General features: G+C 61.4%; 16 protein-coding genes. 14 read left to right on the top strand and 2 right to left on the bottom strand.

All coding sequences use genetic code 11. The features are described 5' to 3' along the window. Positions 1-4: 4 nt before the first annotated feature. Entirely contained in the window at positions 5-724 is a 720-nt protein-coding gene (locus tag M1D78_RS15030) for an RNA pseudouridine synthase (protein WP_437420794.1), read from the bottom strand. Positions 725-827: 103 nt separating this feature from the next. After that, on the bottom strand, positions 828-1,007 hold the full coding sequence (locus M1D78_RS15025; RefSeq protein WP_437420793.1) for a hypothetical protein: 180 nt from the start codon (positions 1,005-1,007) through the stop codon (positions 828-830). A 292-nt stretch (positions 1,008-1,299) separates the two neighbouring features. Here M1D78_RS15025 and M1D78_RS15020 point away from each other — a divergent pair, with 292 nt between their 5' ends. From M1D78_RS15020 to M1D78_RS14955, 14 genes are all read left to right on the top strand, one after another. Then, the gene (locus tag M1D78_RS15020) at positions 1,300-3,630 is read left to right on the top strand and encodes a glucose/quinate/shikimate family membrane-bound PQQ-dependent dehydrogenase (protein ID WP_437420792.1); all 2,331 of its coding nucleotides are present in this window, start codon (positions 1,300-1,302) and stop codon (positions 3,628-3,630) included. Positions 3,631-3,714: 84 nt separating this feature from the next. Next, positions 3,715-4,551, top strand: coding sequence for a CvfB family protein (locus M1D78_RS15015; RefSeq protein ID WP_437420791.1), 837 nt, complete (start codon positions 3,715-3,717; stop codon positions 4,549-4,551). Between the two features lie 243 nt (positions 4,552-4,794). Beyond that, positions 4,795-5,331 (top strand): transcription/translation regulatory transformer protein RfaH, encoded by a 537-nt coding sequence (gene rfaH, locus M1D78_RS15010; protein ID WP_437420790.1) that lies wholly within the window; start codon positions 4,795-4,797, stop codon positions 5,329-5,331. Positions 5,332-5,639: 308 nt separating this feature from the next. Then, positions 5,640-6,797 (top strand): outer membrane beta-barrel protein, encoded by a 1,158-nt coding sequence (locus M1D78_RS15005; RefSeq protein ID WP_437420789.1) that lies wholly within the window; start codon positions 5,640-5,642, stop codon positions 6,795-6,797. A gap of 40 nt (positions 6,798-6,837) precedes the next feature. Continuing rightward, positions 6,838-7,371, top strand: coding sequence for a polysaccharide biosynthesis/export family protein (locus tag M1D78_RS15000; protein ID WP_437420788.1), 534 nt, complete (start codon positions 6,838-6,840; stop codon positions 7,369-7,371). Next, on the top strand, positions 7,371-9,569 hold the full coding sequence (locus tag M1D78_RS14995; protein WP_437420787.1) for a GumC family protein: 2,199 nt from the start codon (positions 7,371-7,373) through the stop codon (positions 9,567-9,569). The genes M1D78_RS15000 and M1D78_RS14995 overlap by 1 nt, the downstream gene beginning before the upstream one ends. Before the next feature lie 150 nt (positions 9,570-9,719). Beyond that, positions 9,720-11,066: a UDP-glucose dehydrogenase family protein gene (locus tag M1D78_RS14990; protein ID WP_437420786.1), complete on the top strand. Its 1,347-nt coding sequence runs from the start codon at positions 9,720-9,722 to the stop codon at positions 11,064-11,066. A 17-nt stretch (positions 11,067-11,083) separates the two neighbouring features. Next, positions 11,084-12,469, top strand: a complete 1,386-nt coding sequence (locus M1D78_RS14985; RefSeq protein ID WP_437420785.1) for a lipopolysaccharide biosynthesis protein — start codon at positions 11,084-11,086, stop codon at positions 12,467-12,469. Positions 12,470-12,491: 22 nt separating this feature from the next. Next, positions 12,492-13,652 carry a glycosyltransferase gene (locus M1D78_RS14980; RefSeq protein ID WP_437420784.1) on the top strand — a complete coding sequence of 387 codons (1,161 nt, stop codon included), beginning with the start codon at positions 12,492-12,494 and terminating at the stop codon, positions 13,650-13,652. A gap of 46 nt (positions 13,653-13,698) precedes the next feature. After that, positions 13,699-14,823, top strand: a complete 1,125-nt coding sequence (gene gmd / locus M1D78_RS14975) for a GDP-mannose 4,6-dehydratase (RefSeq protein ID WP_437420783.1) — start codon at positions 13,699-13,701, stop codon at positions 14,821-14,823. Position 14,824: 1 nt separating this feature from the next. Beyond that, the gene (gene fcl / locus M1D78_RS14970) at positions 14,825-15,793 is read left to right on the top strand and encodes a GDP-L-fucose synthase (RefSeq protein WP_437420782.1); all 969 of its coding nucleotides are present in this window, start codon (positions 14,825-14,827) and stop codon (positions 15,791-15,793) included. Between the two features lie 270 nt (positions 15,794-16,063). After that, positions 16,064-17,347, top strand: coding sequence for a hypothetical protein (locus tag M1D78_RS14965; protein WP_437420781.1), 1,284 nt, complete (start codon positions 16,064-16,066; stop codon positions 17,345-17,347). After that, positions 17,310-18,074: a glycosyltransferase gene (locus M1D78_RS14960; protein ID WP_437420780.1), complete on the top strand. Its 765-nt coding sequence runs from the start codon at positions 17,310-17,312 to the stop codon at positions 18,072-18,074. Before M1D78_RS14965 ends, M1D78_RS14960 begins: the two co-directional genes overlap by 38 nt. Continuing rightward, positions 18,074-19,117: a phosphoribosyltransferase family protein gene (locus M1D78_RS14955; RefSeq protein WP_437420779.1), complete on the top strand. Its 1,044-nt coding sequence runs from the start codon at positions 18,074-18,076 to the stop codon at positions 19,115-19,117. The genes M1D78_RS14960 and M1D78_RS14955 overlap by 1 nt, the downstream gene beginning before the upstream one ends. Position 19,118: the final 1 nt, after the last annotated feature.

Raw genomic sequence — 19,118 nt, 5'->3', positions numbered from 1 at the left:
GCGGTCAGAAACGCTCGTGCTCGCCCAGGTAGCGCCACTCGCCGATGGGCAGCTTCGCCATGGACAGGCGGCCAACGCGGATGCGCTTGCAGGCGCACATCTGCAGCCCCATGGCTTCGCACATCAGCTTCAGGTCACCCGGCTGGTGAGCCTTCACTACCAGGCGCAGCCGGTTTTCGCTTTGCCAGCTGGCCTTGGCCTGAAGTAAGCCATCGCGGTGGGTGATGCCCTTGCCTAAGCGTTCCAGCGCACCGGGTTTCGCGTCGCCGCTGACCTCGACGATGTATTCGTGCTCATGCGGGGTGCGCGTGGCGGTTAACGCGCGAATCACCTCGCGCTGCTGGCTAAAGACCAGCAGCCCGCTGGCTTCGCTCGCCAAGGGCAGGAGAAGAGTCTGCCGGGCGAAATGACGGTCGCGCACGGTCTGGCGCGCATCGTCGGCGCTCCAGCGCGGCGCCTTGGCCAGCTGTTGGTAGATCGGGCCCGCGTCGCTAGGGCAGGGCATGCCGGCTGGTTTGTGCCAAAGCAGTGTCACCGGCGGCACTTCGGCAGCGCTCGCGCCAGGTAGCAATTCGATGCGCTGGTCGAGCACCTTGAAGAACGGCGCCTCGACGATTTCCCCGTCCACGCTGACCCAGCCGCCTTCGATGTAGAGCTCGGCCTCGCGGCGTGAGCAGCCGAGCTGTTCGGCCAGGCGTTTGGACAGGCGGGTGGGTTCGGTCATGGCGGCTCGGCGGGATTGAATGACTGTGCAGCGGAGAAAACCGGGCGAGCCTACCGGGATGGGCTCGCCAGTGCGGTCTGGAGATGTGTCGTCTGGTGAAGAATTACTTGCGGCTGATGGTGATCTGGCGCGACGGGCCTTGAGTCTGGCCGCTAACGCCGGTAGGAATCTTCTGGACCTCGCCGCCGGCCTTGAGAAACGCCGCCATCTGCTCGGCGAGAGACTCGCTGGTTTCGCTGGCGGGTTCGGGTTTGCGTTTGGCGGAAGTGGTCTTGGTGGCCATTCGTTGGGTTCCTGGTGGTCGGTCGAACCGGCCATTATACAGATTTGGTCAATTATTGTTCGATTGTCTTCTCGAAATTGTCAGCGCCGCGCGTTCCCTTGCGGTCGCTCGGATGCCATGCGCTTCAGGGCATGGCGCAGCGACGGCTGCTGCTGAGCAGAAACTTTTGCATGGCGTCCGGGAGCATTCAGGGCGACGGCCGGTCAACAGAGGGTGATCGCCTGCGAGCGGTCGTTCATCCGGCTTGCCGGCAGCATCACGGCATGCCCATAACAAGAACAAGGGAGGAGTCGTGGCGGTCGTCATCAGCGCTGTGCTGTGCATCATTCTCGGTCTTGCGCTCGCCGTCGGCGGGTGGAAGGTCATTGCCCTGGGCGGGACCTGGTATTTCGCCGTGTTGGCGGTAGGCTTCCTGCTGACGGGCGGGTTGCTGCTGGCCAGGCGCCGTGCAGCGCTTTGGGTCTATGCGCTGGTCATGCTGGGCGCGCTGGGCTGGGCGTTGTACGAGGTCGGCTTCGATTGGTGGCAGCTCGCGCCACGCGGCAGCATCATCGTGCCATTCGGTCTCTGGTTGTTGATGCCCTGGGTTGCGCAGCGTCTGGGTTGGCTGCACTTCGGCGCGCGCGCCTGGGGCGGCAGCGCCATTCCGTTGATGATTGCGGTGGCGCTCTGGGGCGCCGCTGGCATCCAGGCGCTTGCCACCGATAGTCATGACTTCAAGGGGATGCTGCCGCCGCCCCTCGCACAGTCCCCGGCACGCGTAGATAAGGTGCCCGACGGAGACTGGCACGCCTATGGCCGAACCCAGCACGGCACGCGCTATTCGCCGCTGGATCAGTTGAATCCAGGCAATGTCGGCCGGCTCGAGAAAGTGTGGCAATTCAACACTGGCGACCAGCGCCGCCCCGGTGACCCGGAGGAGACCACCTACGAAGTCACGCCGCTGAAAGTCGACGACAGCCTGTACCTGTGCACGCCGCACAACCTGGTAATCGCACTCGATGCCGAAACCGGGCAGGAGCGCTGGCGCTTTGATCCCCAGGTGCCGCAATCGACCAACCGGCAGCACCAGACCTGCCGCGGCGTGGCCTATCACCTGGACGAGGCCGCCCCCGCCGAGCAGGTCTGCCGGCAGCGGCTCTACATGCCCACTGCGGATGCCCGCTTGATTGCACTCGACGCCGATACCGGCCAGGTCTGCGAAGGATTCGGCGAGAACGGCGCCATCAACCTTTGGGCGAACATGCCGCACGTCAAAGAGGGCTTTTACTATTCCACCTCGCCGCCGGTCGTGGCGCGCGGGCGGGTGATCATCGGCGGTGCGGTCAATGACAATGTGTCGGTCAACGAGCCGTCCGGCGTGATTCGCGCCTATGACGCCCTGACCGGCGAACTCCTTTGGAACTGGGACCCTGGCAACCCCGAGCGGACCGAGCCGATCCCGGAAAATGAAACGTACAGCGAAAGCACGCCGAACAACTGGAGCATTTCCAGTGCCGACGAAGCGCTCGGTCTGGTCTACGTTCCGCTGGGCAACCAGCTGCCGGACCAGTGGGGCGGTAATCGCAGCGAGAACACCGAACGATTCTCCTCGTCGATCGTGGCGCTGGACATCGAGACCGGAGCGCTGCGCTGGGTCTTCCAGACCGTGCATCACGATCTGTGGGACATGGACGTGCCGGCCCAACCGAGCCTGGTCGATATCGACACCGGTAGCGGTATGGTGCCGGCGCTGGTTGCGCCCACCAAGCAGGGCGACATCTACGTACTCGACCGGCGCACCGGCGAGCCCGTGTTGCCCGTCGAAGAGGTGCCGGCTCCGCAGGGAGCGGCCAAAGGTGACGAGGCCGCTGCGACGCAGCCGGTGTCCGCGCTCACTTACAAACCGCCGAGGCTCGAGGACAAGGACCTGTGGGGCGCGACCGTCATCGACCAGATGATGTGCCATATCCAGTTCAACGGCCTGCGCTACGAAGGGCGCTATACGCCACCTTCCACCCAGGGCACGTTGGTTCATCCGGGCAACTTCGGCGTATTCAATTGGGGCGGCGTAGCGGTCGATCCGGTGCGGCAGATGGTCTTCAGCACGCCAGCGTACCTGCCGTTCACCTCTACGCTGATTCCTCGTGAGAACGACGAGGCCACCTACGTCTCGGACAGTGAGCCTCACCTGAACGAAAACTTCGGCGCGCCCTTCGCGGTGGAGCTGAAACCCTTCGTCTCGCCCATCGGCTTGCCCTGCATCGCGCCGCCGTGGGGTTACGTGGCGGGTGCGGACCTGCGCACCGGGCGCACGCACTGGATGCGCAAGAACGGCACCGTGCGAGACCGCGCGCCTGTCCCGCTACCCTTCAAGATGGGCGTGCCGAGCCTTGGCGGGCCGATGCTGACAGCCGGTGGCGTGGCGTTCCTCAGCGGCACGCTGGACTACTACCTGCGCGCCTATGACGTCACCACCGGCAAGGAGCTCGCCAAGTGGAGGCTGCCCGCTGGCGGCCAGGCCACCCCCATGACCTACCTCAGCCGCACGGGTCGGCAGATGGTCGTGGTGGTGGCAGGCGGGCACGGCTCGCTCGGCACCAAGGCGGGCGATGCAGTGATCGCCTACGCACTGCCCCGATGAAGGACGGCGCCGCGCCCATCGAGGAACGGCGCCGATCACGGGCGCCCTGCTAGAATCGCCGGCTTCGATCAAAGGACCTTTCTTATGGCAGCCATCGGGCGCTTCAACAGCCTGCAAATCGTCAAGCACACCGGGTTTGGCCTCTACCTCGACGGTGGGCCGGATGGCGAAATCCTGTTGCCCAATCGCTACGTGCCGAAGAACCTGCCCACCGAAGTCGACGACTGGCTGAACGTGTTCGTCTACCTCGACAGCGACGACCGGATAATCGCCACGACCGAGAAGCCGAAGGTTCAGGTTGGCGAGTTCGCAAGCCTCAAGGTCAAGGAGATCAACCGGGTCGGGTTGTTTCTCGATTGGGGCCTGTCGAAGGACCTGCTGATGCCGCATTCGGAGGAAAAGCGCCCGCTGCGCGAAGGCGATTACTGCGTCGTATACGTCTACCTCGACAAGCACACGCGGCGCATCACGGCCACCGCGCGTCTGGATCGTTACCTCGATAAGACCCCGCCTCGCTACAGCGTCGGCGAGCCCGTCGACCTGCTCGTGGCCGAGGCGACCGAGCTGGGCCACAAGGCCATCATCAATGGCCGGCACTGGGGGCTGATCCATAAGAACGAAGCCTTCAAATTCCTGCGCAGCGGCATGAGCGAGCGCGGTTTCATCCGCGAAATACGGCCGGACGGCAAAATCAGTCTCAGCTTGCAGCCAGTAGGCAGTGAGGCGGGCGATGCGCTGCAGGCCCTGATTCTTCAGAGGCTGCAGGAAAGTGGCGGCACGCTGCCCTTTAGCGACAAGTCGCCTGCCGACGAGATCGCACGGCACTTCGGTGTCAGCAAAGGCAACTTCAAGAAGGCCATCGGCGGCCTCTACAAAGAGGGCCGCATCCTCATCCATCCAGACCGCATCGAGCGCCGCTGACAGCGTAGGTGCGGGTGGGCCTCCACCGATTCCAACAGACGAAACGCCTTGTTACACCTGCTTCAGGCCAGGCCTGGCGCGGGCTGTTTCGTCGTGTGCGGCTGTTATCGGGCGCCCGGCGCCACTCGCTGCGGAACTCCGCGATTGCATCCGGGTCCAGAAAGGGCGCCTGACCCTGTCTAGGGCGGCCCACGGGACGGATTGCGCATCGAGCGCCGGTGGTTTGGAGGCTACGCGAAAGCTGTGGATAGACATACCGAAACGCCCGATGGGTCCTGGTACCTATTGCAATGCAAACCGCGCCAGGACGGGCGTGCGCTGGAGCATCTGCAGCGCCAAGCGTTCGAGTGCTTCGCCCCGACCTTCACCGCGCAGCGTATGCGTGCGGGCCGGTTGAGGCTGCTTGAGCAGGCACTGTTTCCCGGCTATGTGTTCATCCGCATGGAGGAGGGCGACAACTGGATGCCGCTGCGCTCGACGCGTGGCGTCAATCGCGTGGTGTCCTTTTGCGGCCAGCCCTGCCGGGTGCAGCACGGGATCATCGAGCAACTGAAGGCACGCTGCGCAGGGGGCGAATCCGTGGCGGTGTTCAATCCAGGTGATGCGGTACAGGTCCGCATCGGCGGTGGTGCCGACCTGGATGCGATTTTTCTCTCCATGGATGGGGAAGAGCGAGTGATGTTGCTGTTGAACATGCTCAATCGAGAACAGCAGGTGCAGGTCAGTCTCGCCAACGTGCAGCCCGCTCTCCAGAAGCGGGGCACGGCTTTGCCTTTCTAATAAGAACGATACGAACGTTTCACCTGCCTGCGCCCCTGGGCGCTGTACGGGTGAGGTCTGTCATCGTTCCGGGATGGAAGCATTCATGCCACAGGGGCCGAATCCTGGGGCGGTAGCGTGCCTGAATCCATGGGGCCAGAGCGGATCAGTCGGAGCGATTAATCCCAATGCCACGCGTCGAGCAAAGAAACTGCAACTGTCGGGGATATTTGCGGTCTGTTGCGTGTCTATGCCACCTCACATCGGCCAGGCGTCGTGGTCAGGGTCGCAGGCATGAACAACAATCTATCTCCGAGAAGGGATTCCATATGAGGAACATCACGCTTCCAGGTGTATCGCTACTTTGCCTTGCCGCTGGAAACAGCTGGGCGGCAAACGATCCCCAGGACATTCGCATCGGTGGTTTCGAGTTCACTCCTACGCTGATCGTGCGCGAAAGCTATGACGACAATTTCCGCGGGCTCTCCGATAACGAGCAGTCCTCCTGGGTGACCGGGATCAACCCGACCTTCCTGCTGGGCACCGGTAACCGGAACAGCGAATACGAACTCGAGTATTCCTTCAACAGCGACATCTTCCATTCCGACTCGGATGCCAGTAACACCGACCACCACCTGCGGCTGCGCAGCGCTCTGGAGTTCACCTCGCGGCATCGACTCAGCTGGGGGCTCTCCTACCACCGCGTGGAGGAGACGGCGGACACTGAGATCGAGACCGAGAACGACAAGTACAGCCGCAAGATCGCCCAGGCGGCCTATCGTTTCGGCGCCCGTACCGCGCGCAACCAGCTTGAGTTCGGCGCCCACTACGACCAGTGGCGTTATCACAACAGTGGCAACATCAACGCTACCGAAGACCGCGACAGCCTGATGCTCAACTCCATCTGGTTCCATCGCCTGGGCGGCACGACGCGCTCACTGGTGGAAGTTCGCCACACCGACCATGACTACAAGCTCTCCAGTGCCCGCCGCGACAGCACCAACGTCGCGCTGCTCGGCGGTATGACCTGGGAAGCGACCTCCAAGACCTCCGGCAGCATCAAGCTGGGTGCCGAGCGCAAGAACTTCGACAGTAACGATCGCGAAGACTTCACCAGCCCGATGTGGGAAGTCGGTGTCACCTACAACCCGCGTACCTACTCCACGTTCAGGCTGAACACCCGCCGCGCCTTCGACGAAGGTGATGACGGCGCCAGCACCATCAATGACTGGACTACCGAAGCGATTTGGAACCACGAATGGACCTCGCGTATCGCCACCGAGCTGGAGTACCGCTTCCAAGATCGTGAGTACAAGGGGATCGGCCGGGACGACGACCGCAGTCGCTACCGCGCCGGCCTGATCTGGTCGCCGGATCGCTGGATCGACGTGACCCTCGCGTACATGCGGACCGAGAACGACTCGAGCTTCGCCAGCGAAACCTACGACCGCAACGTTTATCTGCTGAGTTTCGACCTGAGTCTCTGAACCAGGCAGGACGTCCACCAGGATCATGGAGAAGCCAAACATGTGTCATCGCAACCCGTTCAAATGCCTGTTCTTACTGTTGATGCTGGCGTTCACCGCTGGCGCCAACGCCGCCCAGTACCAGTTGGGCTCGGGGGACATCATTCGCGTCAGCGTGCATGGCGAGCCGGACCTGTCGTTCGAAGAAATTCGCCTGACCGACGCCGGCACCTTCACCTTCCCGTTCCTCGGTGAGGTGAATGCCAACGGCAAGACCCCCGGCCAGGTGCGAGACATCCTGGTACAGAAGCTCAAGGACGGCTACCTGATCGATCCGCGTGTCTCGGTCTCGGTCGTCAACTATCGCGAGTTCTACATCTCCGGCGAGGTCAAGAGCCCCGGCGGTTACCCCTATCAGCCCGGGCTCACGCTGGATCGCGCGATCGCACTGGCTGGTGGTCTCACCGAGCGCGCATCGACACGCCGCATGACCATCGTGCGCAGCGCCGAAGGCGGGCGTACGGCAGAGAAAGCAGACATGGACACCCCGGTTCGCCCCGGTGACACGATCAACATCGACGAAGGATTCTTCTGATGAACAGCCCAATCCGCCCGGATCGACCGTGGCAGCGCCCAGCAGGGGCCGCCGCTGACAGCGATTTCATCGATCTGAAAAAGATCTGGCATGCGATCTGGTCACGCAAGTGGGGCATCGTCCTGCTGGTGGCCGCGGTCGCCATCCTGGCCGCGGTCCTGGTCGCGCGCATGACGCCGATCTACAAATCCGTCGCCACGGTGTTGATCGAACACAAGGGGACGCCGGTGCTGTCGTTCCAGCCGACGCCTGACGCTCGCACCGAACTCAGCGAATACCTGCAGACGCAGCTGAGCCTGATGCAGAGCCGCGGCGTTGCCGCCAGGGTGGTGCGTGACCTCAACCTCACCGAGCACCCTGAGTTCGACCTGCGCCAGGTGTCCAAGCCGCTGGTGGATATCGGCGCGATCGTGCGCAGCATCACCGGCGAGGAAAAGGAGCCCTACACCGAAGCCCAGATCATGGATTACGCGACGCGCACGTTCATGGAGCGCACGTCGGTATGGGTCGAAGGCAAGAGCCAGCTGGTTTACCTGTCGGTATCCATGGCGGATCGCCTGACGGCCGCCCAGGCTACCAATCAGCTGGCACAGGCTTACATCGAAGCTCAGCTCGAAGCCAAGGTCGACATGTCGATGACTGCGGCGAGCTGGATGAATGATCGCCTGGTGTCCCTGCGTGAGAACCTGCAGGCTTCCGAGGATCGCCTGCAGGAATACCTGGATGCCGAGGGGCTGGTTGATCTCGAAGGTGTGAGCACCATCAGCGCCAACGAGCTGTCGTTGACCGGCGACCGCATGATCGACGCCCGTCGCCAGCGTGCCGAGGCCGAGAGCCAGTATCGCCAGGTCGAATCCATGCGCAGCCAGGGCTGGGAGCGTCTGGCCAGCGTGCCGGCTGTGCTCGGTCACCCGCTGATCCAGCAGTTCAAGGCAGACCAGGCACATGCCCGGTCACGTGTAGAGGATCTGTCGCGTCGTTATGGCGATCGCCACCCGGCAATGGTATCGGCTCGTTCCGACCTAAATGCCGCCACCGCCAGCTTGCGCCAGCAGGTCGAGCAGGTCGTTGCGAGCATCGAGCGCAACTATCAGCTCGCTGTCGCCAACGAGAATTCGCTGAAGGCGTCCTTCAACGAGAACAAGGGCCGCATCCAGGACATCTCCCGCAAGGAGTTCAAGGTGCGTGACCTGCAGCGCCAGGTCGAGAGCGACCGTGCCCTGTACGACACCTTCATGACCCGCTTGCAGGAAACCACTGCGACGTCCGACCTGAGCACTACCAATGCGCGGATCGTCGACGAAGCCATCCCGCCGGCCGAGCCTTCGGCGCCTAACGGCACGCTCATCATGGCGGTGGCGATCTTCCTGGCGCTTGTTCTGGGTATTGCCCAGGCGATCATCCGCGAGATTCTGGACAATACCTTCAAGAGCTCCGAAGAGGTCGAAGGCAAGCTGAATCTGCCGGTGATGGGCATCGTCCCGCAGGTACCGCGCAAGCTGCGCAAGGAGGTCAGCCATCTGTTCGAACGCAGCGGCGACAAACGCTTCTGCGAGGCCGTGCGGACCATTCGCACCAACCTGCTGCTGAGCGAAACCGGCCAGCCGCGCCAAGTGCTGGTGATCACCTCCACCGCGCCGGGCGAAGGCAAGAGCTCGGTGTCGGCCAACCTGGCCTTCGCGATGGGGCAGTTGCACCGCGTGCTGCTGATCGATGCGGACCTGCGCCGCGCCACACTGGACAAGTCCTTCGACTTCAAGCAGGGCACGCCCGGCCTGGTCAACCTCATTGGTGGCAACGCCAAGCTCGAAGATTGCATCCAGACCGTCGGTAATGTGGACATGATCGCTGCGGGCGCCGTGCCGTCCAACCCGTTGGAGCTCTTGTCCTCGCCGCGCTTTGCCAAACTCATCGAGGCCCTGAAGGCGCGCTACGACCGCATCATCATCGACTCGCCGCCGAGCCAGGCCGTGAGCGACGCCGCCGTTCTGTCCAAGCTGGCCGACGCGGTTATCTACGTGGTCAAGTCCGACAGCACGCTGATTCCGCACGTGCAGAAGGGCGTCAGCCAGCTGCAGAACAGCAGCGCTCCGATCACGGGCGTAGTGCTAAACCACGTGGACGTCGAAAAGGCCCGCAAGAACGGTCAGTTCCGTGGCTATTACGACCACTACGGCTACAGCGAGCAGACGGTCTAACCCGGCTCGCCAGAATCGCCAGGCCCGGTACCGCAACGCGGTCACCGAGGCCCGGCTTGATTGCTGCCTTCATCAACGATTTCTGCCAGCGGCCACCTTCGGGTCGAGCCCTGGCGCGCCCGTATCACGTCTGACTCGAGGAAAGTTGCTATGAACATTACCGTTGTTGGAACCGGCTACGTGGGTCTGGTGACCGGGGCCTGTATCGCCGAAATGGGCAACACGGTCTACTGCGTCGACGTCGACAAAACCAAGATCGAAAACCTGAAGCAGGGCATTCTGCCGATTTACGAGCCGGGCCTCGAAGACATCGTGGTCGAGAACCACTCCTCCGGTCGCCTGCACTTCACCACCTCGCTGGGCGAAGCGGTTGAGCAGTCCGAGGTTTTCTTCATTGCAGTGGGTACGCCCCCCGGTGAGGATGGCTCGGCTGACCTGCGCTACGTGCTCGAGGTGGCCCGGCAGATCGGCGACACCCTGACCGCGCCTGCCATCGTGGTGAACAAGTCCACCGTGCCGGTCGGTACCGCCGATTTGGTCCGCGAAGCAGTCGCCGAGCGACTTGCGGCGCGCGGGCTGGACATCGAATTTTCGGTCGTCTCCAACCCCGAGTTCCTCAAGGAAGGCGCGGCGGTCGACGATTTCATGCACCCGGATCGCATCGTCATCGGTGCCGATAACGACCATGCCCGCCAGGTCATGAGCGCACTCTACGCACCGTTCATCCGCAACCGCCCGCGGACCATGTTCATGGGCGTGCGCGATGCCGAGATGACCAAGTACGCGGCCAACGCCATGCTGGCGACCAAGATCTCCTTCATGAATGAGATCGCCAGCCTTTGCGAGCGCCTGGACGTGGACGTGGAGAACGTACGCCTGGGCATCGGTTCGGACGAACGTATCGGCTACCACTTCATCTACGCCGGCTGCGGCTACGGCGGCTCTTGCTTCCCGAAAGACGTCAAGGCGCTGATCAACATTGCGCACCAGAACGATTTCGAGCCCAAGCTTCTGCAGGCCGTGGAAGCGCGTAACGACCAGCAGAAGCATTCGCTGTTCAACAAGCTGTCCACCCACTTCACCGGTGACTTGGCAGGGCGCACCTTCGCGGTCTGGGGGCTGGCCTTCAAGCCGGGCACCGACGACATGCGCGAAGCACCGAGCGTGGTGCTGATCAACAGCTTGATCAATGCGGGCGCCAAGGTACGGGCCTTCGATCCGGTCGCCCGCGAGACCGCGCGCCGCGAGTTTCCGGAGAATTGGTTTGCCGAGGGCAAGCTGCAGATCGTCGAAGGTCAGTACGAAGCGGCCATCGACGCCGATGCGCTAGTGCTCGTGACCGAGTGGAAGCCGTTCCGCCGCCCGGATTTCCGAGCGCTCAAGCGTCTGCTCAATACGCCGTTGATCATCGATGGCCGTAACCAGTACGACCGCGACCAGGTGAAGCGTGAAGGCTTCAGCTACTACGGCGTCGGCCGTCAGCCGGTGCAGGCCTGAACGGAGCGCGCGTCCCGGTGAGCAGCCTCGACCAGACCAGCGGCCAGCAAAGCATGCCGATTTCACAGCGGCTCTCGGCTTTGCTGCAGGGCAGCCTGCGCAGCCGGCTGTTGCGCAACATCGTCACGGTAGTCAGCGGTACTGCGGGGGCGCAGGCGCTCACGCTGGCCTTCATGCCTGTGATCACGCGCATCTACGGTCCCGAGGCCTATGGCGTACTGGGCACGTTTCTCAGCGTAACCATGATGCTGATACCGGTCGCGGCGCTGACCTATCCGATCGCCATCGTGCTGCCCAAGCGCGACGGCGATGCCCGTGGTCTGGTCCGACTGTCGCTACTGGTCGCCACCTTGCTCACGCTGCTGGTTGCAGTGGTGCTGGGCCTGTTCGGCGATGAGATCGCGGCGCGGCTGGAGATCGGCATCATTCAGCCGTACCTGATGCTGATTCCGCTGGTGATGTTCAGCGCCGCGGCGCTGGAGATCTGCCAGCAATGGCTGTTCCGCACCCAGCGGTTCCGTATCACCGCAAGCGTGGCGGTTGGCCACTCGTTGCTGTTCAACACCCTGCGGACCGTCGCAGGGCTGGTTCAGTCGTCTGCTCTGGTGCTGGTCTGCACCACGGCGCTGCAACAAGCCCTGCATGCCGCCATGCTCGGCCTGACGCTGCTGCGTGCCAAGCCGCATAGCGACAATCACGCAGCGGCGGAAAGCGACAACCGTGCTTCGTTGCGCGAACTTGCGCGGCGGCATGGTGATTTTCCGCTCTATCGCGCGCCAGTAATGCTGATCAACGCGACATCGCAACACCTGCCGACGCTGGTGCTCGCTGCGTTCTTCGGCCCCGCCGTGGCCGGCTTCTTCGCCCTCTGCCGGCAAGCGTTGACCATGCCCACGAACATGATCGGCAAGTCGGTGGCTGACGTGTACTACCCGCGCATCACTCGTGCGATACACGACCGCGAGCCGGTCGCGGCGATGCTGGTCAAGGCGACGGCAGCGCTGGGGTTGGTCGGCCTGGTGCCGTTCTCGATCGTGGTGATCTTCGGCCCTTGGCTGTTCTCGTTCGTCTTCGGCGAGCAGTGGCATGTGGCTGGCGAGTTCGCCCGCTGGATGGCTCTGGCGGAGTATGTCGTGTTCATTTCCCGGCCCTGTGTGGTCGCGGTGCCGGCACTCTCGTTGCAGGGTCGTTTCCTGCTGTTCGAAGTGTTCAGTACCAGTCTGCGCCTGGTAGCGCTGTTTGGTGGTGCAGTGGTGGTCGGCCAGGCGCTGGCTACCGTTCAGGCCTTCGCCGCGGCGAGCATCGTGATTTACTCGTCTCTGGTGGCGATTGTCACGATTGCAGCGCGACGCTGGTACAGGCGCCTTGGAGAATCGGCCACTGCCGATTCGCAACCCGTTTAGTTCACGCGGTATGGATTTCTCAATGACAGCAAACCTGCCCACTATCGTCGTCATCGGCTACAACCGGCCCAAGAGCCTTTCTCGGCTGCTGGCATCGCTGAGCAAGGCGCATTACCCCGCCGGGGACATCCGGCTGGTGATCAGCCTGGATAACTCGGGCACGCTCGAACCCTTGCGTGTCGCCGAGGCTTACGACTGGCCACATGGTGAAAAACGCGTCATCCATCGCGAGAAGCGGATGGGGCTTCGTAATCACGTCCTGGCCTGCGGCGATCTCACCGAGGAGTACGGCGACGTACTGGTGCTCGAGGACGACCTTTTCGTGTCGCCGCACTTTTACGAGTACACGTCCAGGGCGCTGACCTTCTATGCTGATGAGCCACGCGTGGCCGGTATCAGCCTGTACAGCCAGCAGTTCAACCAGACCGCCAATCTGCCATTCACCCCGATCGACGATGGCGAGTCAGATGTGCATTTCATGCAGCTCGCGGCGTCCTGGGGTCAGGCTTGGTCGCGTTCGCATTGGCAGGGGTTCCGCCAGTGGCTCGAAGGCAATGGCACGGATATCACTCGCATCGACGGTATCCCTGGCGACATTCGCAGCTGGCCGGAGTCGTCTTGGCTGAAGCTGTATAACGCCTACATCATCAGCCGCGACCTGTATTTCGTTTACCCGTACCGTTCGCTGACGACCAACTTCGGTGACCCGGGCGAACATTTTTATATCGCCTCGTCGCGCTTCCAGGTACCGATTCAGCAGCAGCGTATCGACTACCAGTTTCCTCGCTTCGAAGCATCGCTGGCCGTCTATGACGCCTTTTGCGAGCTGTCGCCCGGCACGCTGAAGCGCCTGAACCCGAAGCTCGCCAACCATGACTTCACCGTCAATCTGTTCGGCTGCAAGCCTTGCCGCAGCGGCCTGCAATTGACGCGTACGACCAAGCCGGGACTGTGCAGCTTCAGCCTCTCGATGAAGCCCATGGAGCTGAGCGTGCTGCATGACGTAGCGGGCGAGGGCATCTCGCTGATCGACACGGCCGAGGTCGATCCCGCCACGCTGAGCGCGCCGCGGACGCAGTACGACACCTACCGCTTCTTCTACAAATTTCCCTCACTGCCGGTGATTTGCGTCGGCTTCATCGAGCGCCTCCAGATGGCAATTCGCAGCGTTCGGTCGAGCTGACCGCTGAATTTGATTTCCTCTCTCGACGACTAACATAGGTAGCAACATGGAACGAAAGAAAGCGTTGATCACGGGCATCACGGGGCAGGACGGTTCCTACCTCGCCGAGTTGCTGCTGGAAAAGGGCTACGAGGTGCACGGCATCAAGCGCCGCGCTTCGCTGTTCAATACCCAGCGGGTCGACCACATCTATCAGGATCGCCACGAGCAGAGCCAGGACTTCGTACTGCACTACGGCGACTTGACGGATTCGTCGAATCTGACGCGCATCATCCAGGAAGTCCAACCCGATGAGGTTTATAACCTGGGCGCGCAATCGCACGTTGCGGTGAGCTTCGAGTCGCCCGAGTACACCGCCGACGTCGACGGCATGGGCACGCTGCGCATCCTCGAGGCCATCCGCCTGTTGGGGCTGGAAAAGAAGACGCGCTTCTACCAGGCCTCCACCTCAGAGCTGTATGGCCTGGTGCAGGAGATTCCGCAGAAGGAAACCACGCCGTTCTACCCGCGCTCGCCATATGCCGTGGCCAAGCTGTACGCATACTGGATCACGGTGAACTACCGTGAGGCCTATGGCATGTACGCCTGCAACGGGATCCTGTTCAACCACGAATCGCCGCGCCGAGGCGAGACCTTCGTGACCCGCAAGATCACCCGTGGCCTGGCGAACATCGCCCAGGGTCTGGAGAAGCGCCTGTACATGGGCAACCTGGACGCGCTGCGTGACTGGGGCCACGCCAAGGATTACGTGCGCATGCAATGGATGATGCTGCAACAGGAGCAGGCCGAGGACTTCGTGATTGCCACGGGCGTGCAGTACTCGGTACGTGAATTCATCAAGTGGTCGGCGGCCGAGCTGGGTATCCAGCTGCGCTTCGAAGGTAGCGGCGTGGATGAGCGTGCCATCGTCGACAGTGTCGCGGGCGACATGGCGCCGGCACTCCGTCCGGGTGATGTGGTCGTCAGCGTCGATCCACGCTACTTCCGCCCCGCTGAGGTCGAGACGCTGCTCGGCGACCCGACCCGTGCGAAAGAAAAGCTTGGCTGGACACCGGAAATCAGCGTGCAGGAAATGTGCGCCGAGATGGTCCGCGAGGACCTGAAGGTGGCCCGGCGGCACGCCTTGCTCAAAGAGCACGGCTTCGAAATTCCAGTGACATTGGAGAATTGACATGAATCGTGACGCACGCATTTTCGTCGCGGGGCATCGCGGCATGGTGGGCTCGGCCATCGTCCGACGCCTCCAGGCCCTGGGCTACACCAATATCATCACGCGCGGCCGGGAAGAGCTCGATCTGGTCGACCAGGCGGCCGTGAACGCCTTCTTCGCCGAGACGCCGATCGATCAGGTCTACATGGCCTCGGCCAAGGTCGGCGGCATCTACGCGAACAACACTTATCCGGCCGAGTTCATCTATCAGAACCTCATGGTCGAGGCGAACATCATCCACGCCGCGCATTGCAACAATGTGCAGAAGTTGTTGTTCCTCGGCTCCTCGTGTATCTACCCGAAGTTCGCCGAGCAGCCGATGAAAGAAGAGGCCCTGGTCACGGGCGTGCTCGAGCCGACCAACGAGCCCTACGCGGTTGCCAAGATCGCCGGCATCAAGTTGTGCGAGAGCTACAACCGCCAGTACGGCCGTGACTACCGCAGCGTGATGCCGACCAACCTGTACGGGCCGAACGACAACTTCCACCCGGAAAACAGCCATGTCGTACCGGCACTGCTCAAGCGCTTCCATGAAGCCACCCAGCGTGGCGACGACGAAGTGGTGATCTGGGGCAGTGGCAAGCCGCAGCGCGAGTTCCTGCATGTGGATGACATGGCAGCCGCCTGCGTGCACGTGATGGAGCTGGATGACGAGACCTATCAGGCCCACACCCAGCCGATGCTCTCGCACATCAACGTTGGCACCGGCGTCGATTGCAGCATCCGGGAGCTGGCCGAAACCATCTCGCGCGTGACCGAGTATCAGGGCAAGCTGATCTTCGACAGCAGCAAACCCGACGGTACACCCCGCAAGCTCATGGATGTGTCGCGCCTCAAAGCGCTGGGTTGGCAATCGACCATCAGCCTGGAGGATGGGCTGCGCGACGCGTATCGCTGGTTCGTCGAGAACCAGGACAAGGCTCGTCACTGAGTCTCGAATCGGCGACGGTACGCGTTCAGTGTGTCGGTCGCCCGGTTCCGCCGGGCCTGGCGCTCTGACGCCAGATCACTCGGCTGGAAGTGGCGCTGACCGGGTCTTGGGAGCCAAAGCCAGCCATTGCGTGCATGGCGCATGGACCTTTTACGACTCGTTGTTGTCCATCCATGGCACGCGGACCCTGGCGCCAGGATTGCGCCCGGGCGGCACGCCTCGCGGTCGGTTCGCTGTTCGCTACGTCAACTTGGAAATTGGGGAAGCCGCTTGTTAAGGAAAGTGCTGGCGTACAAGAATTTGCTGTTCATCCTGCTCTTGCTGAATTCCGCCTGTTTCTTTTTGACGGACGACAAGCGGGCCGGTGTTCCCTACCTGCGTGAACTCTTCCTGTTGGTGGTGATCGGGGCGACTACCTGCCTCTTCGTCGTGTGGAAATGGGTCTACCAGTCCAGGACCAGCTTGTGGATCATCTGGATGGGCGTCTGCCTGCCGTTGCTGTCCGCCAGCTTGGCATACCTCAATTTTGGCCAGCCACTGGTCTATGGCTTGCTCGAGGAACGGCGATTCTTCGAGTATTTGGTGTTCTTCCCTGTGCTGTTTCTGTTGATCATGGCGAAGCCGACCGAGGAAGAGCTGGGCAAGTATTTCCTTTACGTGGCGCTAATCTGTGCCACGTTCGGCTTTTGTTATTACCTGGGCATCATCCCGCAGAACACGGTGGCCTCGTTCACTGTCGACGACTGGACCCAGTACGAAGATCTGCTACGTCCTGACCGCTATCGCATCGGCTCGGCGTTCGTCACCATCTCCGCGTTCATGCTTATGTACAACCTGCGTGAGCGCGTGACCACGACGAAGGTGTTGATCCTGCTATATCTGGTCGCCTACCTCTGGCTGGTGATGCAGACCCGCCAGACCATGCTGGTTTGGGGGATCGCCGGCCTGTGGATCTTCCGCAAGCGCATCGATTCGCTGATGAAGATGAGCATCCTTGGCATCGTGATGCTGGGTATTTCTTACTTCCTGGTACCTGAGTTCTATATCGCCCAGTACGAGCGTTTTCACGCCTTGCTGTTCGAAGCCACCTCCGGCCCGGGTGTCCGTGACCTAACGGTTGCAACCATCATCGATGCGATCCGGGAAAATAACTTCATCGGCATGGGTGCGTTATCGCTGCAGTGGCAAGGTGGCTTCTCGGCCGTCTACAACTCGCACTTCTATCTCTCGGATGTCGGCATCTTCGGCGTCTATTACCGCTATGGGTTCATGGCATTGGCCGTGCTGCTCATCTATTACTTCGGCTATCTCTGGCTTATGCGACAGGTGCCGAACAAGGGGGCGTTATTGTCCTCGGTCCAGATCGCCTTCGTGTTCGGCATGATGAATTTCATGCTGTCCAATGGCCTGACCTTCGCAGGCGATCTTTACGGCATGGCAGCGGCGTTCTTCGTTTATTACGCCAAGATGCAACGCGCGGATTCTTCTTTCACGTTAAACCCGGGGCAGGTGGATTATGGTCAGTTTCAGTATCGTAACTATAAACTGGAATAACCTGGAGGGCCTCAAGGACACTTACAAGAGCCTGGTCAACCAGACTTATCGCAACTTTCGCTGGATCGTTATCGATGGCGCTTCGAAAGACGGCAGTAGTGAATGGCTCCGTTCTTTGAACGATCCCCACGCCGAGATCACCATCGAACCCGATAAGGGTATTTACGATGCCATGAACAAGGGTCGGCTCCGTGCTGTAGAAACGCCGGGATATACCTTGTTCCTCAATAGTGGCGACTGCCTTGGCGGCCCAGACGTATTGGAACGAATCAATGCGGAACTCGAACGCGCACCCGTTGCGCCGAAGTTCATTTATGGGGATTTCAACCGTAAACATGCAGACGGCTCGCTTGAGCCGGTTACGGCGCGACCAATCGAGCGTGCTCCGCTGGGCCTACCCGCCAGCCATCAGACCATGTATTTCGAAAACGAGCGGTTGCGTGATTATTCCTTCCGCCTCGATTACAAGTTGTCCGCCGACTATTGCTTGTTGCTGGAATTCCTGCAGGGGCTAGACCTGCAGCGGGATGTCATGCAGTTGTCGTTTCCGCTGTGCATATTCGATACGACTGGCGTTTCACACAAACGCCGGTTCGAGGCGATCCGCGAGGACATGGATATCCGCAAGCGTTTCCTCAATTACTCGGCGCTGAATGCATTCGCGCTGTATGTGCTGCACTACGTGCATACCCATACCAAGATGTTGCGCGCCTCCTTGGGGCGCTGATGGGCAAGTCGGTTTTCTGCCTGGTGGGATCCAAACAAGAACAGGGCGCAGGAGCGTGTTCAATGAATTACCGAAGCCTTAGTCATCTGTCTCAGCTGACCAATGTCTATGCCGGCCGGATACCGGCGGACATCGACCTGGTGGTTGGCATTCCCCGAAGTGGCATGCTGGTCGCCAGCATCATTGCGTTGAAGCAGAACCTTCCGCTGACCGATCTTTATTCGTTCCTGCGCAACGATGATCTGAAACGGGGTACGACGCGTAGCTATAAGCACGCCACTCTGGCCAAACCGCAGGATGCGCGGAAGATTCTGCTCGTCGACGACAGTATTTCCTCGGCGAAGTCGATGAATGCTGCGTTGGCCCAAGTGAAGGCCATTTTCGAAAAAGACGTAGTGACGATGGCTGTATTCGCCGAGCGCCGCAACCAGCATCTCGTCGATGTTCACCTAGAGCTGGTTGAGCAACCGCGTGTGTTCGAGTGGAACATCATGCATCACGAGTTTCTGAAACACGCCTGCCTCGACATTGATGGTGTGCTCTGTGTCGATCCCGTCGAAGAGCAGAATGATGACGGCCCGAAATACCGCGAATTCCTTGCATGCACCCGGCCGCTGTTCATTCCCTCTGTGAAGGTAGCGCATCTCGTGACGAGTCGGCTGGAGCTCTATCGCGCCGAGACCGAGGAATGGCTCGCGCGCAATGGCGTGGAATACGGGACTTTGCATATGCTGGATCTGCCATCGGCAGAGGAGCGGCGTCGGCTTGGCATTCACGGCCGGTTCAAGGCCGAGGTGTACGCCAAGCATCCTGAGACCCGTTTGTTCGTCGAGAGCGAGGAGAAGCAGGCCGTCGAGATTATGAAGCTCAGCGGCAAGCCGGTTTATTGCTTGGAAACGAACGAGATGTACGTGCCTGGCCAGTTGCACAACCTAAAGTCCAGTGCGGTACGCAAGGGCTATAGCTTGAAGCGGCGGCTGGCGAGCAAGGTAAAGGCGATGATTGCCAAGTGGTTTCCGTTGTCCTCGGTGACCAAGATTTGAG

Source organism: Pseudomonas sp. SA195 (assembly GCF_054131565.1).
Note: the sequence above shows the minus strand (reverse complement) of the source record. Positions and strands in the feature narration are given on the sequence as shown.